This window comes from Amycolatopsis ruanii (assembly GCF_003385175.1).
GTDB lineage: Bacteria > Actinomycetota > Actinomycetes > Mycobacteriales > Pseudonocardiaceae > Amycolatopsis_E > Amycolatopsis_E thermalba.
In genome coordinates, this window is record NZ_PQHY01000007.1 from 1 (window position 1) to 23396 (window position 23396).

Annotated in this window: 22 protein-coding genes and 1 rRNA gene; 20 read left to right on the forward strand and 3 right to left on the reverse strand. The window is 72.8% G+C overall.

Going from position 1 to position 23396, the window contains the following annotated elements:
- The first annotated feature begins 109 nt into the window (after window positions 1–109).
- The 9 genes from rrf (at window position 110) to D0D28_RS05560 (ending at window position 10035) form a co-directional block, all read left to right on the forward strand.
- Window positions 110–226, forward strand: a 5S ribosomal RNA gene (gene rrf, locus D0D28_RS05520).
- 97 nt (window positions 227–323) lie between these two features.
- Window positions 324–3020, forward strand: coding sequence for a hypothetical protein (locus tag D0D28_RS36545; protein WP_233157518.1), 2697 nt, complete (start codon window positions 324–326; stop codon window positions 3018–3020).
- The gene (locus D0D28_RS05530) at window positions 3013–4023 is read left to right on the forward strand and encodes an HAD-IIA family hydrolase (protein WP_116109952.1); all 1011 of its coding nucleotides are present in this window, start codon (window positions 3013–3015) and stop codon (window positions 4021–4023) included. The genes D0D28_RS36545 and D0D28_RS05530 overlap by 8 nt, the downstream gene beginning before the upstream one ends.
- A 10-nt stretch (window positions 4024–4033) precedes the next feature.
- Window positions 4034–4243, forward strand: coding sequence for a hypothetical protein (locus tag D0D28_RS05535; RefSeq protein ID WP_191244011.1), 210 nt, complete (start codon window positions 4034–4036; stop codon window positions 4241–4243).
- A gap of 4 nt (window positions 4244–4247) precedes the next feature.
- Complete coding sequence (locus D0D28_RS05540) at window positions 4248–5057, forward strand: TlyA family RNA methyltransferase (protein ID WP_094008700.1); 810 nt, start codon at window positions 4248–4250, stop codon at window positions 5055–5057.
- Entirely contained in the window at window positions 5054–5965 is a 912-nt protein-coding gene (locus tag D0D28_RS05545) for an NAD kinase (protein ID WP_116109953.1), read from the forward strand. The genes D0D28_RS05540 and D0D28_RS05545 overlap by 4 nt, the downstream gene beginning before the upstream one ends.
- A gap of 47 nt (window positions 5966–6012) precedes the next feature.
- Window positions 6013–7803, forward strand: coding sequence for a DNA repair protein RecN (gene recN, locus D0D28_RS05550; RefSeq protein ID WP_198958384.1), 1791 nt, complete (start codon window positions 6013–6015; stop codon window positions 7801–7803).
- Between the two features lie 103 nt (window positions 7804–7906).
- The gene (gene steA, locus D0D28_RS05555) at window positions 7907–9091 is read left to right on the forward strand and encodes a putative cytokinetic ring protein SteA (RefSeq protein ID WP_094008697.1); all 1185 of its coding nucleotides are present in this window, start codon (window positions 7907–7909) and stop codon (window positions 9089–9091) included.
- Entirely contained in the window at window positions 9088–10035 is a 948-nt protein-coding gene (locus tag D0D28_RS05560) for a copper transporter (protein ID WP_116109954.1), read from the forward strand. The genes steA and D0D28_RS05560 overlap by 4 nt, the downstream gene beginning before the upstream one ends.
- A gap of 224 nt (window positions 10036–10259) precedes the next feature.
- Here the strand turns inward: D0D28_RS05560 and D0D28_RS05565 are convergent, their stop codons facing one another.
- A complete protein-coding gene (locus D0D28_RS05565; RefSeq protein ID WP_116109955.1) occupies window positions 10260–10808 on the reverse strand; it encodes an SUKH-4 family immunity protein in 549 nt (182 codons plus the stop codon).
- A 212-nt stretch (window positions 10809–11020) separates the two neighbouring features.
- Here D0D28_RS05565 and D0D28_RS05570 point away from each other — a divergent pair, with 212 nt between their 5' ends.
- The gene (locus D0D28_RS05570; protein ID WP_094008694.1) at window positions 11021–11848 is read left to right on the forward strand and encodes an LLM class flavin-dependent oxidoreductase; all 828 of its coding nucleotides are present in this window, start codon (window positions 11021–11023) and stop codon (window positions 11846–11848) included.
- Here D0D28_RS05570 and aroA read toward each other — a convergent pair.
- Entirely contained in the window at window positions 11841–13127 is a 1287-nt protein-coding gene (aroA, locus tag D0D28_RS05575) for a 3-phosphoshikimate 1-carboxyvinyltransferase (RefSeq protein WP_094008693.1), read from the reverse strand. The two genes, D0D28_RS05570 and aroA, sit on opposite strands and share 8 nt — an antisense overlap.
- Before the next feature lie 97 nt (window positions 13128–13224).
- Here aroA and D0D28_RS05580 point away from each other — a divergent pair, with 97 nt between their 5' ends.
- The 8 genes from D0D28_RS05580 to D0D28_RS05615 all read left to right on the forward strand — a co-directional run bounded on the left by D0D28_RS05580 (window position 13225) and on the right by D0D28_RS05615 (window position 20259).
- Window positions 13225–14925 carry a CTP synthase gene (locus tag D0D28_RS05580; RefSeq protein WP_116109956.1) on the forward strand — a complete coding sequence of 567 codons (1701 nt, stop codon included), beginning with the start codon at window positions 13225–13227 and terminating at the stop codon, window positions 14923–14925.
- The gene (locus D0D28_RS05585) at window positions 14922–15548 is read left to right on the forward strand and encodes an NUDIX domain-containing protein (protein ID WP_116109957.1); all 627 of its coding nucleotides are present in this window, start codon (window positions 14922–14924) and stop codon (window positions 15546–15548) included. Before D0D28_RS05580 ends, D0D28_RS05585 begins: the two co-directional genes overlap by 4 nt.
- A 46-nt stretch (window positions 15549–15594) precedes the next feature.
- Window positions 15595–16497: a site-specific tyrosine recombinase XerD gene (gene xerD / locus D0D28_RS05590; protein ID WP_094008704.1), complete on the forward strand. Its 903-nt coding sequence runs from the start codon at window positions 15595–15597 to the stop codon at window positions 16495–16497.
- Window positions 16498–16583: 86 nt separating this feature from the next.
- Entirely contained in the window at window positions 16584–17555 is a 972-nt protein-coding gene (locus tag D0D28_RS05595; protein ID WP_094008690.1) for a ParA family protein, read from the forward strand.
- Window positions 17552–17977 (forward strand): cobyrinic acid ac-diamide synthase, encoded by a 426-nt coding sequence (locus D0D28_RS05600; protein WP_205413189.1) that lies wholly within the window; start codon window positions 17552–17554, stop codon window positions 17975–17977. Before D0D28_RS05595 ends, D0D28_RS05600 begins: the two co-directional genes overlap by 4 nt.
- Window positions 17974–18828: a segregation and condensation protein A gene (locus tag D0D28_RS05605; RefSeq protein ID WP_094008689.1), complete on the forward strand. Its 855-nt coding sequence runs from the start codon at window positions 17974–17976 to the stop codon at window positions 18826–18828. The genes D0D28_RS05600 and D0D28_RS05605 overlap by 4 nt, the downstream gene beginning before the upstream one ends.
- Entirely contained in the window at window positions 18825–19526 is a 702-nt protein-coding gene (scpB, locus tag D0D28_RS05610) for an SMC-Scp complex subunit ScpB (RefSeq protein WP_116109959.1), read from the forward strand. Before D0D28_RS05605 ends, scpB begins: the two co-directional genes overlap by 4 nt.
- On the forward strand, window positions 19516–20259 hold the full coding sequence (locus D0D28_RS05615; protein ID WP_116109960.1) for a pseudouridine synthase: 744 nt from the start codon (window positions 19516–19518) through the stop codon (window positions 20257–20259). The genes scpB and D0D28_RS05615 overlap by 11 nt, the downstream gene beginning before the upstream one ends.
- On the opposite strand, the gene D0D28_RS37560 is transcribed toward D0D28_RS05615, so the two are convergent.
- Entirely contained in the window at window positions 20213–20974 is a 762-nt protein-coding gene (locus D0D28_RS37560; protein ID WP_116110023.1) for a M50 family metallopeptidase, read from the reverse strand. The two genes, D0D28_RS05615 and D0D28_RS37560, sit on opposite strands and share 47 nt — an antisense overlap.
- Here D0D28_RS37560 and recQ point away from each other — a divergent pair.
- Both recQ and D0D28_RS05630 read left to right on the forward strand, forming a co-directional pair.
- Window positions 20968–22800 (forward strand): DNA helicase RecQ, encoded by a 1833-nt coding sequence (gene recQ, locus D0D28_RS05625; protein WP_094008686.1) that lies wholly within the window; start codon window positions 20968–20970, stop codon window positions 22798–22800. The two genes, D0D28_RS37560 and recQ, sit on opposite strands and share 7 nt — an antisense overlap.
- Window positions 22800–23156, forward strand: a complete 357-nt coding sequence (locus tag D0D28_RS05630) for an arsenate reductase family protein (RefSeq protein ID WP_094008685.1) — start codon at window positions 22800–22802, stop codon at window positions 23154–23156. Before recQ ends, D0D28_RS05630 begins: the two co-directional genes overlap by 1 nt.
- The last annotated feature ends 240 nt before the right edge of the window (window positions 23157–23396 follow it).

Genomic DNA, 23396 nt, shown 5'->3' on the forward strand with positions numbered 1-23396 from the left:
TTTTTGAGTGGACTGGTACTAATAGGCCGAGGACTTGCCCACGAAGCTGCTACGCATCCGCTCTGCAACTCTGAGACACCACACCACACCTGTGGTTGTTTCACAGAGTTTCGGTGGTCATGGCGGCAGGGAAACGCCCGGTCCCATTCCGAACCCGGAAGCTAAGCCTGCCAGCGCCGATGGTACTGCACCCCCGCGGGTGTGGGAGAGTAGGACACCGCCGAACACCCTTTCCCAAGGGCCCGTTAGGATAGCCGATTGGCTCGCCTGACGGGCCCTTGGCGCGTTTACTGATCTTCACAACCTAGAAAGAGGAGGCCCAGGTGGCGGACTTCGGACGGCGCGACTTCGACGGCGCCGCGTCCGATCGCCCCCGGCGCCGCGATACGGCTCCCGGCGCAGGACGATCGGGAGCACAGCGAGGCACCCCGCACGGCAAGGCGGGACAGGGTGGCCGGTCGGGCGGATATGGCCGGCAGGACGACAAACGATCCGGCGGACGCGACTTCGGCGACCGCCGAGGCGGCACGGGCAACCGCTCGAGCTGGAACCGCGACGACGAGCGCCGTGGAAGCAACCGCGGCTCCGACGACCGACGCGGCGAGCGGTCCGGCTGGACCCGGGACGACAACCGCCGCGGCAACGACCGCGGCGGCTGGAACCGAGACGACAAGCGCGGCGACCGCTCGTACGACAACCGCCGCGGCGACCGCCCCTCCGAGGGCCGCGGCGGCGACCGCTCTTACGACAATCGCCGTGGTGACCGCCCCTCCGAGGGGCGCGGTGGCGATCGCCAGGGCTGGACCCGCGACGATCGCGGCGGCCGATCGTTCGACAACCGCGGCAGCCGCTCCGCGGAGGGGCGCGGCGGCGACAACCGTGGCAGCCGCTCCTTCGAGGGGCGCCGTGATGAGAACCGCGGTGGGCGCTCGTTCGAAGGGCGGGGTGGCGACCGCCGGGACTGGAACCGCGACGACAAGCGCGGTGGCCGCTCGTTCGAGGGGCGCCGCGATGACAGCCGTGGAGGCCGCTCCTTCGAAGGACGTGGCAGCGATCGTCGCGAGGACCGTGGTGGGCGCTCCTTCGAGGGGCGTGGCGGTGACCGTCGCGAGGAAAGCCGTGGCGGGCGCTCGTTCGAGAGCCGCGGCGGCTGGAACCGTGGCGACCGTTCCTCCGACAACCGTGGTGAGCGGGGCGGCCGGTCCTTCGAGGCGCGCGGTGGCGACCGTCGCGACGAGAACCGCGGGGGTCGTTCGTTCGACAACCGCGGCGGCGAGCGCCGGTCCTTCGACGACCGGCGTGGTGACCGCCCGGGCTGGAACCGCGACGACAACCGCGGGAGTGACAACCGGCGTGGCGGCGGCTACGGGAAGCGGGACGACAACCGCTCCGGTGGTCCCCGTCGTGACGACACCCGGTCGGGCGGGCGCGGCTACGGCCGGGACGACCGCCCGGGCGGAAAGTTCGACCGCGGCGGCGACCGGCCGGCCCGCAAGTTCGACGACAACCGCTCCGGAGGCCGCTTCAACCGCGACGACCGCCCCGGCAGCCGTGACGATCGCTCCGGCGGCCGTTTCCAACGGGACGATCGCTCCGGGGGGCGCTTCGAGCGGGACAACCGCTCGGGGGGCCGTTTCGAGCGTGGTGACCGCTCTGGCTGGAAGCGGGACGAGCGCTCCGATCGTGGCGCCCGGCCAAGCCCGAAGCGCGATGACGACCGCTCGGGCCGCGGGTTCGATCGCGGCGAGCGGCCCCAGCCGGTCGGCGACGAGCGCTCCGTGCCCGCCGAGGAGCGGCTGGACCAGCCGCAGGCTGGGCAGCCTTCGATCGAGCTGACCGACGAAGAGGCGCGCCCGGCCGACGAGGTGGCCGCGCCGGTGACGAATGAGGAGCACGGGGAGACCGCCGGCGAGGTGGCTGCCGAGGGCAGCCTCGCCGGAGGCGAGGTCGTTGGGCGTGAGAGCGCCCAGGAGGCCGGCATCGCCGATGATGACGACATCGCCGGGGCGGCTCCCGTGGTCCGTGCGGAGCATGAAGCCGACACCCCTGACGAAGACGACATCGCCGGATCGGCTCCTGTGGTCCGTGCGGAACGCGGCGAGGCCGACGCCCTCGATGATGACGACATCGCCGGGGCGGCTCCTGTGGTCCGCGCGGAGCACGAGGCCGGCGCCCTCGACGAAGACGACGTCGCTGGGCCGGCTGCCGCTCCGGTGGCCCGTGAGGAGCACGTCGAGATCGCGGACGCGGAGTTCCGCTCCGCCGCTGCGCGTGAGGAGCGCCGCCGGAGTGATGACCGGCGCGGTAGGCGCGGCGGTGATCTGGACGACGCGGCCCTCGCGCGGGAGCTGCTCGAAGCGCCCGAGCTGCCGGAGGACATCGAGTACAGCGACCTCGACCCGGACGTCCGGCGGGAGCTGCGCTCGCTGCCCAAGTCGCTCGCCGAGACCGTCGGCAAGCACCTCGTCGCGGCGGGGAACCTGATCGACACCGACCCGGAGGCCGCCCTGGCGCACGCCAAGTACGCCAAGACCCGCGCCTCCCGGATCCCGATCGTCCGCGAGGCGCTCGGCCTGGTGTCCTACCACGCCGGCCGCTGGCAGGAAGCCCTCGCCGAGCTGCGGGCCGTCCGCCGGATGACCCACACCGACCAGCACGTGGCCGTCATCGCCGACGCCGAGCGCGCCCTGGGCCGCCCCGAGCGAGCCCTGGACCTCGCCAAGGAGATGCAGGGCCACAAGCTGCCGCGGGACGTCGAGATCGAGCTGAAGATCGTCGCCGCCGGGGCGCGGCGCGACCTCGGCCAGGTGGACGCCGCCGTCGTCTCCCTGCAGGGCGACGACCTCGACCCGCGCAAGCGCGACCCGTGGAGCGCCCGGCTGTTCTACGCCTACGCCGACAACCTCGTCGCGGCCGGCCGCGGCGAAGAAGCGCTCCGCTGGTTTCTGCACGCCGCCGAAGCGGATGCGGAGGACGAGACCGACGCCGCCGAGCGCGCCGCGGAGCTCGCGAATGGCTGACGCCCTCCAGGCCGCCTACGACGCGTTCCTGTTCGACCTCGACGGAACCGTCTACCGCGGCCCCCGGCCCATCCCGGGGGCCGCGGCGGCCATCCGCCAGCTGCGCGACCAGGGCGCGCCCGTGCGCTTCGTGACCAACAACGCGTCCAAGGCGCCCGGCGACGTCGCGGCCCACCTCCGCGGCCTCGACGTCGACGCCACCCCGGACGAGGTCAGCACGAGCGCCCAGGCCGCCGCCCGGCTCCTCGGCGACCGGCTGCCCGCCGGGGCGGTCGTCCTCGTCGTCGGCACCGCCGCGCTCGCGAACGAGATCACCGCCGTGGGCCTGGAGCCCGTGCGCGAGGCCCGGGTCGACGTCGCCGCCGTCGTGCAGGGCCACAACCCCGCCACCGGCTGGGCCGACCTGGCCGAGGCGTGCCTCGCCATCCGCGCCGGTGCGCTGTGGGTGGCCTGCAACGTCGACACCACCCTGCCCACCGAACGCGGCCTGCTGCCCGGCAACGGCTCGATGGTCGCCGCCCTGCGCGCCGCCACCGGCGCCACCCCGGAGGTCGCCGGCAAGCCCGAGGCCCCGCTGTTCCACACCGCCGCGAAGTCGGCCGGCGCGAACCGCCCGCTGGCGATCGGGGACCGGCTGGACACCGACATCGCGGGCGCCGTCACCGCCGGCATGGACTCGCTGTGCGTGCTCACCGGCGTCGCCACCCCCGCCACCCTGGTCACCGCGGTGCCCGCCGAGCGCCCGACCTACCTCGGCGCCGACCTCGGCGCCCTGGCCGAGCCCGCGGACGAACTCCGCGTCGCCCCGCAGCCCGGCTGGCAGGTCCGCCGCGACGGCGACACCCTCCTGGTGACCGGCGAGGGCGACCCGCTGGCCCTGCTGCGCACCCTCTGCGCCACGGCCTGGGACACCGGCGTCACCGCCGTCCGCGCCGGAGACGACTCCGCCGGAAAAGCCCTCACCGAGCTGGGGCTGCCCTCCGGCGGCGAGCCGATCCGTTAGCGTGGTGACCGTGCAGCACCAACCGACTCCGCAGCCGCCGCGCCCGGTGCCCGGGCCGCCGCCGAGCGCCGCGCCGCAGGCCGACCCGCGCGCGGGCATCGAGGAGGCCATGGCCGCGCTCGACGACCTGGACCAGATCCCGCTCGCCGAGCACGTCGAGCGCTTCGACGCCGTGCACTCCGAGCTGACCTTCGCCCTGTCCAGCATCGACAAGGTGTGAGCCGATGCCCCGCAGGGCCCGCCTGGACGCCGAACTGGTGCGCCGCGGCCTCGCCCGCTCCCGCGAGCACGCCAGCACGCTGATCAGCGAGGGCAAGGTGACCGTCAACGGCATGGTCGCCGGCAAACCCGCCACCGGCGTCGACACCGGCGCGCCGATCGTGGTCAAATCCGCCGACGACCCCGGCTGGGCCTCCCGCGGCGCCCACAAGCTGCTCGGCGCGCTCGAGGCCTTCGAACCGGCCGGGCTGTCCGTCGCCGGCAAACGCTGCCTCGACGCGGGCGCCTCGACCGGCGGCTTCACCGACGTCCTGCTGCGCCGCGGCGCCAGCCAGGTCGTGGCCGCCGACGTCGGCCGCGGCCTGCTCGACTGGCGGCTGCAGACCGACGAACGCGTCGTCGTGCTGGACAAGACCAACGTCCGCAACCTCACCCCCGAGCAGTGCGGCGGGCCGGTCGACCTGGTCGTCGGCGACCTGTCGTTCATCTCGCTGCGCCTGGTCCTGCCCGCGCTCGCCGCGTGCGCGACCGCCGGCGCCGACCTGCTGCCGATGGTCAAGCCGCAGTTCGAGGTCGGCAAGGAACGCCTCGGCAGCGGCGGGGTGGTGCGGGACCCGGACCTGCGCGCCCGCGCCGTCCTGGACGTGCTGGACTCCGCCGCCGCGCTGGGCCTGCACCCGCACGGGGTGGTCGCCAGCCCGCTGCCGGGACCGTCCGGCAACGTCGAATACTTCGCCTGGCTGCGCCGCGATCCGGCGCCGGACCAGGACGTCGAGCAACTGGTCCGCGACGCGGTCGGGAAGGGTCCCCAGTGAGCGAGAGCCGCGAGGTGCTGCTGGTCATGCACCCCGACCGGGAGACGACCAAGGACGCCGCGCGGGAGGTCGCGACCCGGTTCAGCGAGGCCGGCATCGGGCTGCGCGTCATCGACGACGAGGTCAAGGAGCTGATCGAGCACGACTCCCTGGACGAGCTGTGCACCCTCGTCGCGCCGCACGACGACCCGGCCCGCGGCGCCGAGCTGGTGCTCGTGCTCGGCGGCGACTCCGCGCCGCTGCGGGCCGCCGAGCTGGCCCGCCCGGCCGGGGTGCCGGTGCTGGGCGTCAACCTGGGCCGGGTCGGGTTCCTCACCGAGGCCGACTCGGACGCGCTCACCGAGACCGTGCAGCGGGTGGTGTCCCGCGAGTACACCGTCGAGGAGCGCATGACGATCGACGTGACGGTGTCGGTCGAGGGCCGGATCGTGGCGCGCACCTGGGCGCTCAACGAGGCCAGCGTGGAGAAGAGCACCCGCGAGCGGATCCTGGACGCGCTCATCGAGGTCGACGGCAGGCCGGTGTCCGCCTTCGGCTGCGACGGTGTGCTGTGCGCCACTCCGACCGGTTCGACCGCCTACGCGTTCTCCGCGGGCGGCCCGATCATCTGGCCCGACGTCGAGGCGCTGCTCGTCGTGCCCAGCAACGCGCACGCGATGTTCTCCCGCCCGCTGGTCGTCTCGCGGGACTCGGTGATCACCGTCGGCATCGACCCGTTCGGCTCGCCCGCGGTCCTGACCTGCGACGGGCTGCGCCACATCGCCCTGCCGCGCGGCGCGCGGGTCGAGGTCGTGGCGGGGGAGGTGCCGGTCCGGCTGGCCCGCCTGCACCCGGGCCCGTTCACCGACCGGCTGGTCCACAAGTTCTCGCTGCCCGTCAAGAGCTGGCGGGAACGGCACGCGCGCTGAGGCGAGGCGGGCGCGGATTGTCGGGGCGGACCGCTACGGTGGTCTGCGTGCTGGCCGAGATGCGCATCCAGGGCCTCGGAGTGATCGAGGACGCCCTGCTCGAACTGCACCCGGGATTCACCGTGGTCACCGGCGAGACCGGCGCCGGCAAGACCATGGTCGTCACCGGGCTGCACCTGCTGTCCGGGGGACGCGCCGAGGCGTCGAAGGTCCGCAACGGCTCGGGCCGGGCGAGCGTCGAGGGACGCTTCGAAGGCGTGTTCGCCGAGCACGTCGCCCGGATCGTCGCCGACGCCGGCGGCGAGACCGACGAGGACGGCAGCCTCATCGCGCTGCGCTCGGTGGGCGCCGACGGGCGCTCCCGCGCCCACCTGGGCGGCCGCTCGGTGCCGGTCAGCGTGCTGTCCGACCTGGCCGACCGGCTGCTGGCCGTGCACGGGCAGAACGACCAGCTGCGGCTGCTGCGCCCGGCCGAGCAGCGCGACGTGCTCGACCGGTTCGCCGGGGACGACGTCGCCGAGCCGCTGCGCGAGTACCGGGCGGTCCGCGACGAGTGGCTCGCCGTGGTCGCCGAGCTGGCCGAACGCACCAGCCGCTCGCGCGAGATGGCGCAGCAGGCCGACCTGCTCAAGCACGGGCTGGACGAGATCGCCGCCGTCGACCCGAAGCCGGGGGAGGACGCGGAGCTGGCCGAGCGGGTCAAGCGGCTCACCGCGACCGAGGAGCTGCGGGCCGCGGCCAGCGCCGCGCAGGCGGCGGTGTCCGGGGCCGCGGACGGCGACCCGGACCAGCCCGGCGCGCTCGGCCTGATCGGCGAGGCGCGCCGCCGGCTGTCCGGCGCGGACGACTCGGCGCTGCGGGACCTGGAGCCCCGGCTCGCCGAGGCCGAGATGCTGCTCAACGACGTGGGCGCCGAGCTGGGCGGCTACCTCGACGGGCTGGACGCCGATCCGGGCCTGCTGGAGCAGATCCTCGCCCGGCAGGCCGAGCTGAAGACCCTGACCCGCAAGTACGCCGCCGACGTCGACGGCGTCCTGGCCTGGGCCGAGGACGCGAACTCGCGCCTGGCGTCGATGGACACCTCCGAGGAAGCGCTGGCGGCGCTGGCCGCGCGGCGGGACGAGCTGGCGGAGCAGCTGGCCGGGCACGCCGCCGCGGTGTCGAAGGCCCGCTCGGCCGCGGCCGCGGAGCTGGCCGGTGCGGTCACCGAGGAGCTGTCCGGCCTGGCGATGGGCCAGGCCCAGATCGAGGTGACCGTGAAGCGGCGCGCCACCGACGCGTCCGATCCGCAGGCGCTGCGCGTGGACGGCGAGCTGGTGCACGCGGGCGGCTCCGGCGTCGACGACGTCGAGCTGATGCTCAAGGCGCACCCGGCCGCGCCGGCGATGCCGGTGCACAAGGCCGCCTCCGGCGGTGAGCTGTCCCGCGTGATGCTCGCGATCGAGGTCGTGCTGGCCGACGCGGACACCGTGCAGACGCTGGTGTTCGACGAGGTCGACGCCGGGGTCGGCGGCCGTGCGGCGATCGAGATCGGGCGGCGGCTGGCCCGGCTGGCCCGCACCCACCAGGTGCTCGTGGTGACCCACCTGCCGCAGGTGGCCGCGTTCGCCGACCGGCACCTGGTGGTCGACAAGGGCACCGCGGAGGGCGTCACGCGCAGCGACGTGAAGACCCTGCAGAAGTCCGAGCGGGTGGTCGAGCTGGCGCGGATGCTCGCCGGGATGGAGAGCACCGAGACCGGGCGCGCGCACGCGGAGGAACTGCTCGCGGTGGCCGACGCGGACAAGCAGGCGGCCGCCAAACCCCGCCGCAAGCCGGGGAAGCGTCCCAAGCGCTGACCGTCCACACGCACCGGTGCCGCCGGGCATCACCGCGAGAAACCGGATTGTGCACGGCGTGTTGCGAGCGGACATCCGGTGTTCGTTTGTCACCATCGGACACATGAAGCTTCCCGGTCTGCTCAACCGCAACACCGAGGCCCTCCCCGGCATCGTCGGCGTCGCCCGGGTGGACCGGCGCACGCGCGACCTGCTCCGGCGCGTCGGCCCCGGCGACATCGTGGTGCTGGACCAGATCGACCTGGACCGCGCCACCGCCGACGCGCTCGTCGAAGCCGAGGTCGCCGCCGTGGTGAACGCCTCGCCGTCGATCTCCGGGCGGTTTCCCAACCTGGGCCCGGAGATCCTGGTCAACGCCGGCATCCCGCTGGTCGACAACGTCGGCGGCGAGGTGCTGCGCCGGATCAAGGACGGCAGCCGCGTCCGCCTGCACGAGGGCGTCGTGTACGTCGGCGACCGGCAGATCGCCGGCGGCAGCGAGCAGACGCCGGACAGCGTGGCCGACCAGATGATCGAGGCCAAGGCCGGGATGTCCACCCAGCTGGAGGCCTTCTCCGCGAACACGATCGAGTTCCTGCGCCGGGAGCGCACGCTGATCCTCGACGGCGTCGGCGTGCCCGAGGTGCGGGTGCCGCTGCGCGACCGGCACGTGCTGGTCGTCGCGCCCGGCAAGGGGCACGCCGAAGACCTCAGGGCGCTCAAGAAGTACATCGCCGAGCACCGGCCGGTGCTGATCGGCGTGGACGGCGGCGCGGACACGCTGCGCGCGCAGAAGTACCAGCCGGACATCATCGTCGGCGACCCGTTCGGCATCGACGCCGAGACGCTCAAGTGCGGCGCCGAGGTCGTCGTCCCGGCCCAGCCGGACGGGCACGCGCCGGGTGTGGCGCGCATCCAGGACCTGGGCATCGGCGCGGTCACCTTCCCCGCGTCGGGCAACCCGGAGGACCTGGCGCTGCTGCTCGCCGACGCCCACGAGGCCGGGCTCGTGGTCACCGTCGGGTTCCAGGCGACGCTGCGGGAGTTCCTCGACCACGGCCGGTCCGGGTCGAACCCGTCGACGTTCCTGACCCGGCTCAAGCTCGGCACGCGCCTGGTCGACGGCAAGGCGGTCGCCGCGCTGCACCGCAGCCGCGTGTCGCTGGGCGCGGTGGTGCTGCTCGTGGTCGCCGCGCTCGTCGCGGTCGCGGTCGCGCTGCTCATGTCCGACGTCGGCGGGGCGTACCTGGACTGGGCGCGCTCCACCTGGGATTCGTTCACAAGCTGGGTCAAGGGGCTCTTCACGTGATTTCTCTGCGGTACCACATCGTCTCGATCGCGGCGGTGTTCCTGGCGCTGGCCGTGGGCGTCGTGCTCGGGTCGACGGCGCTGAACGGGTCGCTGCTGTCCGGGCTGTCCGACGAGAAGGGCAAGCTCGCCACGCAGGTGTCCGATCTCCAGGCCCAGCGCAACGAGCTGAACGCGCGGCTGTCCGATGCGGACGCCTTCGCCGGGTCGGTCGGCCCGAAGGTGGTCGCGGGCGCCCTGGACCGGCGCTCGGTCGTGCTGATCACGACGCAGGAGGCGAACCCGGCCGACCGCGACGCGCTGCGGCAGCTGATCGAGCAGTCCGGCGCGCGGGTGTCGGGGGAGCTGCAGCTGACCGATTCGTTCACCGATCCGGTGAAGGCCGACCAGCTGCGTCAGGTGGTGACGAGGCTGCAGCCGGCCGGCTCGACGTTCCCGACCGCGGGTGATCCGGGCACGCTGGCCGGGGCGCTGGTCGGTTCGGTGCTGCTGCTCAACAAGGACACCGCGCAGCCGCAGTCCACAACGGACGAACTGGCGGCGGCGATCGCGGGGCTGCAGGACGGCGGGTTCGCCAACGCCAGCCCGGGCATCGCGCCGGGCCAGCTGGCGCTGGTGCTGACCGGCGGCCAGGCGACGGGTGACGGGGCGGGCGACAAGGCCGCGACGCTGGCCCGGTTCGCGGCGCAGCTGGACCGCTCGGGCGCCGGGACGGTGCTCGCGGGCGACCCGGCGTCGGCCGAGGGCACCGGCGCGATCGGCTTCGTGCGGGCCGACACCTCGGCGACGTCTATCCTGTCCACTGTGGACAACGCGAACACGGCCGCCGGGCGGGTCAGCACCGTGCTGGCGCTGAAGGAACAGCTCGACGGCGGGACCGGGCGGTACGGCATCGCGGGCAACGCGCAGTCGCCGGCGCCCGGGGTGGCACAGCCCGGGAGCTGACGGGCGCGGGCCGCGGTGGTGGCCCCGGCTGGCAGTGCGAGCCGCGAGCTGTGGCCGGCGGTTCTCCCGGGCGTGCGCCTGGAGGGCGCGGGGTCCGGCAGCCGGCCTCCGGATCTGCTCGCCGGGGACGGTCACGGCGCGGCTGTGTATAACGACCTATACCTCGGGGCCTTGAGCGCTCACGTTCCGGCGGCTGCGCCGCGTGTCCATCACCTGGCCCTCGGCTAGATCACCGGATCGTCTCCGCCGAGTTGACGAAGCGCCATGGCCCACCAGTTCTCCGGCAGCTCGAAGGAGAACGGGTCGATGCCCGTCAGCGCGCGCTGAAGATCGTCGAATCGTGCTTCCTTGACGGCAGGGTCGGCGGCGACACCCTGAGTGAACATCTCGATGCGGTAGAGGAACTCCACGAATTCGACGAGGTTGTTGTTCACCACCTCGCCACGAGGCTTCGTCCCGCCCAAGTCCATCAACGTCACGAATCTCTCGTATGCGGAGAGTGAGAACCGCATCCCCGAATCCCCAGGGGGACCACCGACGATCACCTCGCGATGCTTCGTTGCGTCGCGCGTGGTCACGTCGATGACTCGGAGGAACTCGGGTCCTCCGTGGATCCGGGTCGTGAAGAACGGCGCACTGATGCAGGGAAGTCCGACATTCGCCAGAACCTCTGCGTCCTGGGGTGCGACCCCAAGCCGGTCCACCTCCTGGTGGGCCAAAGTGACGACGTTGTCGGGACCGTAGAGATCGACCATGTCCTGGTGCGTGATCATCCGGAACCGAGGTCCTCGACGCGGCGGGCCGGCCCGAACCGGACACGGCGATCGGCCATGGAAAATCCGTCCTTCCCCCAGGTGATCTTCGGCTAAGATCGAATGTACTCGACGGGGCCACGCCTGCCGCAGCAGTCCTGCCGCCGAGGCAGCGTCACGACCGGCCCGGAGCGGGCGGCACGTCCATCCGTCACACCCTCCGGAGGTAACTCATGCACTACGGTCTCGGTCTGCCCGTCGGCCGCCCCGAGCAGCTCATCGGCTGGGCTCGCCGCGCCGACGACGGCCCGTTCCGCACCCTCGGCCTGCTCGACCGGATCGTCTACGACAACCCCGAGCCGCTGGTCACCCTCGCCGCGCTCGCCGGCGCCACCACGCGCGTCCGCCTGCAGACCGAGGTCCTGCTGGCCCCGCTGCGCGAACCCGCCCTGCTCGCCAAGCAGGCCGCGACCCTGGACCGCCTCTCCGGCGGCCGCTTCACCCTCGGTCTCGGCGTCGGCGGCCGGGAAGACGACCACCGGGCCACCGGCACCGACCCGCGCCACCGCGGCCGGATCCTCGACGAGCAGATGGCCCGCATGCGCCGGATCTGGTCCGGCGCCGAAGGAATCGGCCCCGCCCCGGCCACGCCCGGCGGCCCCGAGGTCCTGTTCGGCGCCTTCGCCGACCCCGCCCTGCGCCGGGTCGCGCGGCACGGGGACGGGTTCCTGTGCGCCGCGCCGCCGCAGTGGGCCGGCGACCTGTTCGCCAAGGTCGAGCGGTTCTGGGCCGACGAAGGCCGCGACGGCAGCCCGCGCATGGTCGCCCAGGTCAACGTCGCGCTCGGGTCCGATGTGGACGACGCACGCGCGGCGATTCTCGGCTACTACGGATTCGCCGGTGATTGGGCGAACCAGACCGCCGAGCGCATGCTCACCACACCGGAACAGATCCGCGAAACGGCGAAGCACTTCGCGGACCTCGGCGCCGACGAGCTGATCCTCTACTGCTGGGGCACCGACCCGGGCCAGGTGGACCGGCTGGCCGACGTGGTCAGCTGAGCATCGCCGCCCACGCACCGGTGAAGCCGGGGAAGGTCTTGCCGACCGTCGCCGGGTCCTCGACCGCCACCCCGGGCACCCGCAGGCCCAGCACCGCGCCGGCCATCACCAGCCGGTGGTCCTCGTAGGTGTGGAAGACGCCGCCGTGCATCGGGGCCGGGGTGATCGCCAGGCCGTCCGCGGTCTCGGTCACCCCGGCGCCCAGCGCGGACAGCTCGGCCGCCAGCGCGGCCAGCCGGTCGGTCTCGTGCCCGCGCAGGTGCGCGACACCGGAGATGACCGAGGGCCCGTCGGCGAAGCACAGCAGCGCGGCGATCACCGGGGTCAGCTCGCCCACCTCGTGCAGGTCGAGCCGGGCGCCCGGGATTTCGCCCGTTCCGGTGACGGTCAGGCCATCCGGGGTCAGCTCGACGCGCTGGCCCAGCTCGGCCATCAGGCTGCGCAGCCAGTCACCCGGCTGGGTGGAGTACTCCGGCCAGCCGGGGATGCGCACCGTGCCGCCCGCGGCTGCCGCGGCCACCACGAACGGCGCCGCGGTGGACAGGTCCGGCTCGACCGTGAAGTCCGGGCAGGACAACCGCGCCGGGCCGACGTGGAACTCCTGCCCGTCCCGCTCCGGCGCCGCGCCGAACCGCTTCAGCATGTCCAGGGTCATCGCGATGTGCGGCTCGCTCGGCGGGGTCCCGCCGGTCAGCCGCACCGTCACCCCGGCCTCGAACGCGGGGCCGGCCAGCAGCAGCGCCGACAGGAACTGGCTGGACGCGCTCGAGTCCAGATCGACCTTCCCGCCGGGCAGGCCACCGTGCCCGATCACGGTGAACGGGGGAGCGCCGCGGCCCGCGTCGTCGATGTCCGCGCCCGCCTCGCGCAGCGCGGCCAGCAGCGGCGCGATCGGGCGGCGGCGGATCGCCTCGTCCCCGTCGAACGTCACCGGCGCCGACCCCAGCCCGGCCAGCGCGGGGGTGAACCGCGCGACCGTGCCGGCGTTGCCCAGCACCACCGACGCCGGTTCGGTGGAGCCGTGCACCAGCGGGCGCACCAGCACGTCGTCGCCGCGCCGCTCGGAGCCGCCGCCGAGCGCCTCCAGCGCGCCGAGCATCAGCCGGGCGTCGCGGGAGTCCAGCGGGGCGCGGACCAGCGTCGGCTCGTCCGCCAGCGCGGCCAGCACGAACGCCCGGTTGGTGATCGACTTGGAGCCGGGGACGCGCACCGTCGCGTCGAGCGGGCCGGACGCGACCGGAGCGGTCCAGGTGGGCTGGGAAGCGGTGGGCTGGGACACGGTGCCTCTTTCACGCGCGAACGTCTGACGTGACCTATCGAACTACGTGGGCGCGGCGGGCGAGCGTCCGGGGGCCGGTGCGATAAGGTGGAAGCCCGTGGGACTTCAGCCGCGGACAGCCAAGTACGTTTTCGTCACGGGGGGCGTCGCCTCCTCCCTGGGCAAGGGCCTGACGGCCTCCAGCCTGGGCCAGCTCCTCACCTCTCGCGGCCTGCGGGTCACGATGCAGAAGCTGGATCCCTACCTCAACGTGGATCCGGGCACGATGAACCCGTTCCAGCACGGGGAGGTGTTCGTCACCGAGGACGGCGCCGAGACCGACCTGGACATCGGCCACTACGAGCGCTTCCTGGACCGGGACCTCTCCGGCTCGGCGAACGTCACGACCGGCCAGGTCTACTCCGAGGTGATCGCCAAGGAGCGCCGCGGTGAGTACCTCGGCGACACCGTGCAGGTCATCCCGCACATCACCGACGAGATCAAGCGCCGCATCATGGCGGTCGCGGAATCCGACGGCACCGGGCAGCGGCCCGACGTGGTCATCACCGAGGTCGGCGGCACGGTCGGCGACATCGAGTCGCTGCCGTTCCTGGAGGCCTGCCGCCAGGTGCGGCACGAGATCGGCCGCGACAACTGCTTCTTCCTGCACGTGTCGCTGGTGCCCTACCTGGCGCCCTCGGGCGAGCTGAAGACCAAGCCGACCCAGCACTCGGTCGCCGCGCTGCGCAACATCGGCATCCAGCCCGACGCGCTGGTGTGCCGGGCCGACCGCGACCTGCCCGAGGACCTCAAGCGCAAGATCGGGCTGATGTGCGACGTGGACAACGAGGCCGTCATCGCCTGCCCGGACGCCCGGTCCATCTACGACATCCCCAAGGTGCTGCACCGCGAGGCGCTGGACGCCTACGTCGTGCGCCGCCTCGGCCTGCCCTTCCGCGACGTCGACTGGACGGTGTGGGGCGACCTGCTCGACCGCGTGCACAACCCGTCCGAGACGGTCCGGGTCGCGCTGGTCGGCAAGTACATCGACCTGCCCGACGCCTACCTGTCGGTCACCGAGGCCCTGCGCGCCGGCGGGTTCGCCCACCGGGCCAAGGTCGAGATCGTGTGGGTCGCCTCCGACCGCGCCACCACCCCCGCCGGCGCGGCCGCCGCGCTGGGCGACGTCGACGGCGTCCTGGTGCCGGGCGGGTTCGGCGTGCGCGGCATCGAGGGCAAGATCGGCGCGATCCACTACGCCCGCACCCGCGGCATCCCGGTGCTCGGGCTGTGCCTGGGCCTGCAGTGCATGGTCATCGAGGCGGCGCGCAACCTGGCCGGCATCGAAGGCGCGAACTCGGCCGAGTTCGACGAGGCCACCGAGCACCCGGTGATCTCCACGATGGCCGACCAGAAGGACGTCGTCGCCGGTGAGCGCGACATGGGCGGCACCATGCGGCTGGGCGCCTACCCGGCCAAGCTCAAGCCGGGTTCGCAGGTCGCGAAGGCCTACGGCAGCACCGACGTGTCCGAGCGGCACCGGCACCGCTACGAGGTCAACAACGCCTACCGCAAGCGGCTGTCCGACGCCGGCCTGGTCTTCTCCGGCACCTCGCCGGACGACCGGCTGGTGGAGTTCGTCGAGCTGCCCGCCGAGGTGCACCCGTTCTTCGTGGGCACCCAGGCGCACCCGGAGCTCAAGAGCCGCCCGACCCGGCCGCACCCGCTGTTCGACGCGTTCATCGACGCCGTCGTCCGGTACCGCACGGCCGACCGGCTGCCGGTCGAGCTGCCCGAGCCCACCGTGAGCGCGCATTGACCGCGCCCGGCGAGCACGACTTCCGGGTGGTGTCCACCAAGGACGTCCACATCGGACGCGTGGTGGGCCTGCGGATCGACGAGGTCGCGATGCCCGGCGGCGGCACCGCCAGGCGCGAAGTGGTCGAGCACCCCGGCGCGGTCGCCGTCGCCGCCGTGGACACCGACGGCACGGTCACCCTGGTCCACCAGTACCGGCACCCGCTGGGGCGGCGGATCTGGGAGCTGCCCGCCGGGCTGCTCGACCACGCCGGGGAGGACCCGGTCGAGGCCGCGCGGCGCGAGCTGGCCGAGGAGGCCGGGCTCGCCGCCGGGCGGTGGGAGACGCTGGTCGACGTGGCCGCCTCGCCCGGGTTCACCGACGAGGTGGTGCGCGTGTTCCTGGCGCGCGACCTGACCCCGGTGGACCGGGAGGTCCTCGGCGACGAGCTGGCCGACCTGGTGGTGCACCGGGTGCCGCTGGCCGAGGCGGTGCGGATGGCGCTGTCCGGGGAGATCGTCAACGGCGCCACCGTGGGCGGGCTGCTGGCCGCGCACGCGGTCGTGCACGACGGCGCCCCCTCGCGGCCGGCGGACGCGCCGTGGCGGGACCGGCCGACGAGGTTCGCCGATCGCATTTCCTGACGTCACGCTCTAGGGTGTCGGCGTGCACGTTCTGCCGGCTGCCGAGGTGGTCACGGCCTATCTCGATCATCTCGCCGTGGAGCGCGGGACGGCACGCAACACCCTGGACAGCTACGCCCGCGACCTGCGCCGGTACCTGCGGTACCTGGAGCAGGCCGGGATCCGGGACTTCCGGCGGATCACCGAGGCCCACGTGACCGGGTTCGGCGCCGCGCTGCGCGAGGGCGACGAGGTGCACCCGCCGCTGGCGGCGTCCTCGGCGGCGCGGGCGCTGGTGGCCGTGCGCGGGCTGCACCGCTTCGCGCACCTCGACGGGCTGATCGAGGACGACCCGGCCCGCGAGGTGCGGCCCCCGGCGGCGGCCAAGCGGCTGCCCAAGGCGCTGCCGGTGGACGACGTGCTGCGGCTGCTGGCCGTGCCGCCCGCCGAGGGGGAGCGGCCGCTGCGCGACCGGGCCCTGCTGGAGCTGCTGTACTCCACCGGGGCCCGGATCTCCGAGGCGGTCGGGCTCGACCTCGACGACGTCGACCGCGAGGAGCGCACCGTGCTGCTCGACGGCAAGGGCGGCAAGCAGCGGCTGGTGCCGATCGGCCGCCCCGCGGTCGAGGCGCTGGAGGCCTACCTGGTGCGGGCCCGCCCGGTGCTGGCGCGGCGCGGCCGGGGCACCGCGGCGCTGTTCCTCAACGCGCGCGGCACGCGGCTGTCCCGGCAGAGCGCGTGGCAGGTGCTCAAGACCACCGCCGAGCGCGCCGGGATCTCCACCGCCGTGTCCCCGCACACGCTGCGTCACAGTTTCGCCACCCACCTGCTGGAGGGCGGGGCGGACGTCCGGGTGGTCCAAGAGCTGCTCGGCCACGCTTCGGTGACGACGACGCAGGTGTACACCCTGGTCACGATGAACACTCTGCGTGAGGTATATGCTACGGCGCATCCTCGGGCGCTGGGTTGACCTGATCGCCTCCGGCGAGTTGCTTTGGCGACAAACGGCTCGCCGAATAGGCTGCGGCCAACCCGTCGAACGAGGAGTTTCGCGCCATGTCGACACCGCAGCCCTCGACCAGATCGGTCACAGCCGCATCGGCTGCCGCGAACCTCGACCAGTTGACCATCGCGACCGAGGGGGAGCCCGACACCGTGGACTCTGTCGTGGCCGTGGGCGCCGAAGCGAACGGCAAGCCCAGGCTCGGCCCGACCGGCAGACCGTTGCGTGAGATTCCCGAACCGCCCCTGCTGGACAAGCACGGCCCGGCCACGGTGCTGGCGATGTGCAACCAGAAGGGCGGCGTCGGCAAGACCACGTCGACGATCAACCTGGGCGCCGCGCTCGCCGAGTACGGCCGACGGGTGCTGCTGGTGGACTTCGACCCGCAGGGCGCGCTGTCGGTGGGGCTCGGCGTGCAGCCGCACGAGCTGGACCAGACGGTCTACAACGCGATCATGGAGCGCTCCGTGACCGCCCAGGACATCCTGCGGCACACCAGTGTCGAGGGCATGGACCTGCTGCCGAGCAACATCGACCTGTCGGCCGCCGAGGTGCAGCTGGTCGCCGAGGTGGGCCGCGAGCACACGTTGCTCCGGGTCGTGCAACCCCTCATCTCGGAGTACGACTATGTTCTGGTCGACTGCCAGCCATCGCTCGGGTTGCTCACGGTGAACGCGCTCACGGCCGCCGACGGCGTGATCATCCCGCTGGAGTGCGAGTTCTTCAGCTTGCGTGGCGTGGCTTTGTTGATCGACACGATCGAGAAGGTACGCGAACGCTTGAACCCCAAACTGGATATCACCGGCATCCTGGCCACCATGTTCGACCCGCGGACCCTCCACTCACGGGAGGTCATGGCACGGGTCGTGGAGGCCTTCGGCGACACCGTGTTCGACACGGTGATCAACCGCACCGTGCGGTTCCCGGAGACCACCGTGGCCGGTGAGCCCATCACCCGCTGGGCCCCCAAATCCGCCGGCGCGCAGGCCTATCGCGCGCTGGCCCGCGAGGTGATCGCTCGGTGAGCAGGCGAGCCTCCCTCCCCGGGGCTTCGGAACTCTTCCGCCTGACCAGCAGCCCGGCCCTCGACGTGCCCGCGCCGCCCACGCCCGCCCCGCAGCGCCCGGAGGCGCAGCGGCCGGGCCACGGGCAGAACCCCGGGCACCGCGAGCAGCTGGAGCGCAGCGCCGCCGGGCGCCGCGGCAGCGGACGGCAGAAGCACGACTCGAAGATCACCGTCTACGTCTCCGGTGACGAGCTGGTCGCGATGGAGCAGGCCCGGCTGAGCCTGCGGGCCGAGCACGGCCTGGCCATCGACCGCGGCCGTCTCGTGCGCGAGGCGGTGGCGGTGCTGCTGGCGGACTTCGACGAGCACGGCGCGGACTCGGTGCTGGTGCGCCGGCTGCGCGAGGGCGGCCTCGACTCCGAGGAAGCCGCCGGGCCGTGAGCGAGAACGGGGCTCCGGTCGACGGGGCCCAGCCCGTCGAGGAATCGGCGGCGCCGAAGTTCAAGGTCCGGCTGGACAACTTCGAGGGGCCGTTCGACCTGTTGCTGCAGCTGATCTCGCAGCACCAGCTCGACGTCACCGAGGTCGCGTTGCACCAGGTCACCGACGACTTCATCGCCTACACGCGGGCGCTGGGGCCGGAGTGGGACCTGGACGAGGTGACCGAGTTCCTCGTCATCGCGGCGACGCTGCTCGACCTGAAGGCGGCGCGGCTGCTGCCCGCCGCCGAGGTCGAGGACGAGGACGACCTGGCGTTGCTCGAGGCACGGGACCTGCTGTTCGCCCGGGTGTTGCAGTACCGGGCGTACAAGCAGGTCGCGGCGCTGTTCGCGGAGCTGGAGGCCGGGGCGCTGCGGCGCTACCCGCGGTCGGTGTCGCTGGAGGAGCGGTTCGTCGGGCTGCTGCCCGAGGTGATGCTCGGCGTGGACGCGGCGAAGTTCGCGGAGATCGCGCTGGCGGTGTTCCGGCCCAAGCCGCCGCCGACGGTGTCGCTGGACCACATCCACGCGCACCGGGTGTCGGTGCGGGAACACGCGGCGCTGCTGCGGCTGAAGCTGGCCGAGCGGGGCGACGCGACGTTCACCGAGCTGGTCGAGGACTGCGAGCACACGGTCGAGGTGGTGGCCCGGTTCCTGGCGCTGCTGGAGCTCTACCGGGAGTCCAGCGTGCAGTTCGAGCAGGACGAGCCGCTGACCATGTTGCGGGTGCGGTGGATCGGCGGGTCGGTCTCGGAGGCCGAGGCCGCCGCGGAGATGGAGCGGGCCCGCGTCGAGGAAGAGGAGTACGGGTGAGTCCCGAACAGGAGCCGGTCGAGACCGAGGCCGCCGAGGTGCCCGGGACCCGGGAGGTGCCCGCGGTGGAGGCGCCTGCCGCGGCGGAGGTGCCGGTCCCGGACGAACTGGACGAGCCCGAAGACCTCGTCGCCGTGGGCGATGGGCTGCCGGATCTCTCCGAGCACTCCGCGCTGGCCGCGGCGCTGGAAGCCCTCCTCCTGGTCGTCGACTCGCCCGTCAGCGAAGAAGCGCTCGCCGGCGCGCTCGGCCAGCCCGAGGCCCGCGTCACGCAGACGCTGCAGGTCATGGCCACCGAGCTCACCGAGCGCGGCAGCGGCATCGACCTGCGGCGGGTCGGCGAGGGGTGGCGCCTGTTCACCCGCGACACCTACGCGCCGTTCGTCGAAAAGCTCCTGCTCGACGGGCAGCGCGCCAAGCTGACCAGGGCCGCCCTGGAAACCCTCGCCGTGATCGCCTACCGCCAACCCGTCACGCGTTCCCGCGTCGCGGCCGTGCGCGGGGTCAACGTCGACGGTGTGATCCGCACCCTGCTCGCCCGCGGACTCATCGAGGAGAGCGGCGCCGACCCGGAGACGGGTGGCACCCTGTACGTGACGACCGAACTGTTCCTCGAGCGGCTGGGCCTGTCCTCGCTGACCGACCTGCCGCCGATCGCCCCCCTGTTGCCGGAAGTGGACTCCATCGATGACATCTGAGCCCGAAGCCGAGGGCGTGCGCCTGCAGAAGGTGCTCGCCAAGGCGGGCGTGGCCTCGCGCCGCGCCGCCGAAGAGCTGATCGTGCAGGGCCGGGTGAGCGTCGACGGCAAGGTCGTCCGCGAGCTCGGCCGGCGCGTCGACCCGGACAGCGCCGTGATCCACGTCGACGGCACGCGGGTCATCCTCCGCGAGGACCTGATCCACCTGGCGCTCAACAAGCCCCGCGGCGTGCACACCACGATGTACGACGACCAGGGCCGCCCGTGCGTCGGCGACTACGTGCGCGACCGCAGCGAGCGCCTGTTCCACGTCGGCCGCCTGGACGCCGACACCGAGGGCCTGCTGCTGCTCACCAACGACGGTGACCTCGCCCACCGGCTGATGCACCCCTCCTACCACGTGCCCAAGACCTACCTGGCCGAGGTCGACGGCAAGGTGCCGCGCGGCCTGGGCAAGGAGCTGAAGGACGGCATCGTACTGGAGGACGGCGCGGTGCGCGTGGACGCGTTCCGGGTCAAGGACAGCATGGGCGGGCGCACCCTGCTGGAGATCGTGCTGCACGAGGGCCGCAAGCACATCGTGCGGCGCCTGCTGGCCGAGGTCGGGTTCCCGGTGCGCAAGCTGGTGCGCACCGCGATCGGCGACGTCCAGCTGGGCAACGGCAAGCCGGGCACGATCCGCAAGCTCAACCGCGACGAGGTCGGCAGCCTGTACCGGCGCGTCGGCCTGTAGCGACCGGGCAACGCGACTCCCCACCCGATGAGGGCGTACCAGCCGCCGATCCAAATGAGATCCGGGATGCGGGTGGAATCGGCAAGGGTCCCCGGCGTCGTCGCGGTCGGTATGGTGAGCAGTAGCCGGGTCTCGTGTAAGCGACCAGGTTCGGCAACCAACCGGTGCCCCACCGCAGGGCGAGGGTGACCACCGTAGCGCGCTGGACACCGTGATCGACCCGGAGCTGGACGAGCCCATCACCGGCGATGTCCGAGAACCGTGAGCCGTACCAGGTGTGCACCAGCCCTGAGCCGGGCCCGAGGATGGTGAATCGGTAAACTCCGCCCCCGGTCAGGCAGCTGACGAGCGCATGCCCAGCCTCGTGGATGCTCGTACCGAGCACGTTGACGTCGAGCAGGATCTGGCGTTGCCCGGTGGTGATCGACAGGAATGTCGACGCGGTGACGGCCACTGCGAACAGCCCGGTCAGCACCACCAGCCACTCCTGTGGGGCAGGTGTAGTGGCCGTGATGATCCGGCTCAGGGCTGCCGAGCCCAGCCTCCACCTGGGGGAAAGACATGACGTGATCTCCACTCGATGGGCTGGGCCGTGCAGTTTCTCGGGTAGTGCGCGCCAGCCCGGTGAGAATGAACGCTCCGGGCCGCGTGACCGGGCATCTCGTGTGGCGGCGCCCGGCGGTCGCGGCGAGCCCCTAGGATCGCGGCGTGGCATCCGCTGAAACCATCCCCGTGAGCGACGCGCTGCAGGCGCTGCGGCGCGTCTTCGGCTACGACTCCTTCCGCGGTGACCAGGAAGCGATCGTCGAGCACGTGATCGGCGGTGGTGACGCGGTCGTGCTGATGCCCACCGGCGGCGGGAAGTCCCTGTGCTACCAGATCCCGTCCCTGGTGCGCCCGGGCACCGGCGTGGTCGTCTCGCCGCTGATCGCGCTCATGCAGGACCAGGTCGACGCGCTGCTGGCGGTCGGCGTGCGCGCCGGGTTCCTCAACTCGTCGCAGGACTTCGAGCAGCGCCGCGAGGTCGAGGCCGCGTTCGTCGCGGGCGAGCTGGACCTGCTGTACCTGGCGCCGGAACGGCTGTCCATGGAGTCCACCCGGAACCTGCTGGACCGGGGCAAGGTCGCGTTGTTCGCGATCGACGAGGCGCACTGCGTGTCCCAGTGGGGCCACGACTTCCGGCCCGACTACCTGGGCCTGTCCGAGCTGCACGAGCGCTGGCCGGACGTGCCGCGCATCGCGCTGACCGCGACCGCCACGAAGGCCACGCACGCCGAGATCGTGTCCCGGCTCAACCTCGGCGAGGCCCGCCAGTTCGTGGCGAGCTTCGACCGGCCCAACATCCAGTACCGCATCGCGCCGAAGGCCGAGCCGAAGAAGCAGCTGCTCGACCTGATCCGCACCGAGCACCCCGGCGACGCGGGCATCGTGTACTGCCTGTCGCGCAACTCGGTGGAGAAGACCGCCGAGTTCCTGGTGGCCAACGGGATCAGCGCGGTGCCCTACCACGCGGGCCTGGATTCCCGCACCCGCGCGCGCAACCAGGCGCGGTTCCTGCGCGAGGACGGGCTGGTCGTGGTCGCCACCATCGCGTTCGGCATGGGCATCGACAAGCCGGACGTGCGGTTCGTGGCGCACCTGGACCTGCCGAAGTCCGTCGAGGGCTACTACCAGGAGACCGGCCGCGCCGGCCGCGATGGGCTGCCGTCCACCGCGTGGCTGGCCTACGGGCTGCAGGACGTCGTGCAGCAGCGGCGGATGATCCAGACCTCCGAGGGCGACGACGCGCACCGCCGCCGGCTGTCGCAGCACCTGGACGCGATGCTGGCGCTGTGCGAGACCGTCGAGTGCCGCCGCGTGCAGCTGCTGAACTACTTCGGCCAGTCCGGGCAGCCGTGCGGGAACTGCGACACCTGCCTGACGCCGCCCGAGTCGTGGGACGGCACGATCGCCGCGCAGAAGCTGCTGTCGGCGGTGTACCGGCTGCAGCACGAGCGCGGCCAGAAGTTCGGCGCCGGGCAGGTCATCGACATCCTGCTGGGCAAGCAGACCCCGAAGGTGACGCAGCACCGGCACGACCAGCTGACCGTGTTCGGCGTGGGGCAGGAGCTGTCGGAGAGCGAGTGGCGCGGCGTGGTGCGGCAGCTGCTGGCGCAGGGGCTGCTGGCCGTCGAGGGCGACTACGGGACGCTGCTGCTGACCGAGGCCAGCGCCGAGGTGCTGGGCCGCAAGCGCGAGGTGCGGATGCGCCGCGAGCCCAAGCGCGCCGCCCGTGCCGCCGCGGCGGCCAAGCGCAAGCCGGCGGCGGAGATGCCGGAGGAGGCGCGCCCGGTGTTCGAGCGGTTGCGCGCCTGGCGGTTCGAGGAGGCGAAGAACCAGGGCGTGCCGGCCTACATCGTCTTCAGCGACGCCACCCTGCGGCAGATCGCCACCGAACAGCCGTCCACCTTGGACGAACTGGCCGGCGTGAGCGGGGTCGGGGAGAACAAGCTCGCCAAGTACGGCGAGCAGGTGCTGGCGACACTGGCGGGAGGCGAGTAGTGGAGATCTGGGTCAACCCGCGGTGCTCGAAGTGCCGTTCGGCGCTGTCGATCCTGGACGAGGCCGGCGTGTCCTACGAGGTGCGCCGGTACCTGGAGGAGCCGCCGACGGTCGCCGAGCTGGACGCGGTGCTGAAGCGCCTGGGCCTGGACCCGTGGGACATCGCGCGCCTGCAGGAGCCCGAGGCGGCCGAACTGGGCATCAAGAGCTGGCCGCGCGACGAGGCGACCCGCGGCCGCTGGCTGGAGGCGCTGGCAGAGCACCCGAAGCTGATCCAGCGCCCGATCATCACCGCCGACGACGGAACGACGGTGGTGGGACGGACGGCAGAGGCGGTGCGCTCGGTTCTGCCCTGACGGCGCACCGCGCCACGCTTCTTTGAACCCAAGGTAGCCGGGTGGTCATCCCGTCGCCTGACACCGGAACGATCACCTTGAGCCAGGGCCGCAACCCAGGCCGCCAACCGCCGGCCGGAGATGTCAACCTTGCGGCCCTGGCTCAAGGTGATAGGCACAAACCGGAAGGCGACGGGATGACCACCCAGCGACCACCCACCCGAGGTGAGCCGAGGCACCCCTAGGTCATCCCGGAGCCTG

Coding starts and splice junctions, on each gene's coding strand:
- D0D28_RS05530 (WP_116109952.1), top strand. CDS start 3,013: ATGGCTGACGCCCTCCAGGCCGCCTACGACGCGTTCCTGTTCGACCTC.
- D0D28_RS05540 (WP_094008700.1), top strand. CDS start 4,248: ATGCCCCGCAGGGCCCGCCTGGACGCCGAACTGGTGCGCCGCGGCCTC.
- steA (WP_094008697.1), top strand. CDS start 7,907: ATGAAGCTTCCCGGTCTGCTCAACCGCAACACCGAGGCCCTCCCCGGC.
- D0D28_RS05565 (WP_116109955.1), bottom strand. CDS start 10,808: ATGATCACGCACCAGGACATGGTCGATCTCTACGGTCCCGACAACGTC.
- D0D28_RS05570 (WP_094008694.1), top strand. CDS start 11,021: ATGCACTACGGTCTCGGTCTGCCCGTCGGCCGCCCCGAGCAGCTCATC.
- D0D28_RS05595 (WP_094008690.1), top strand. CDS start 16,584: ATGTCGACACCGCAGCCCTCGACCAGATCGGTCACAGCCGCATCGGCT.
- D0D28_RS05615 (WP_116109960.1), top strand. CDS start 19,516: ATGACATCTGAGCCCGAAGCCGAGGGCGTGCGCCTGCAGAAGGTGCTC.
- D0D28_RS37560 (WP_116110023.1), bottom strand. CDS start 20,974: ATGCCACGCCGCGATCCTAGGGGCTCGCCGCGACCGCCGGGCGCCGCC.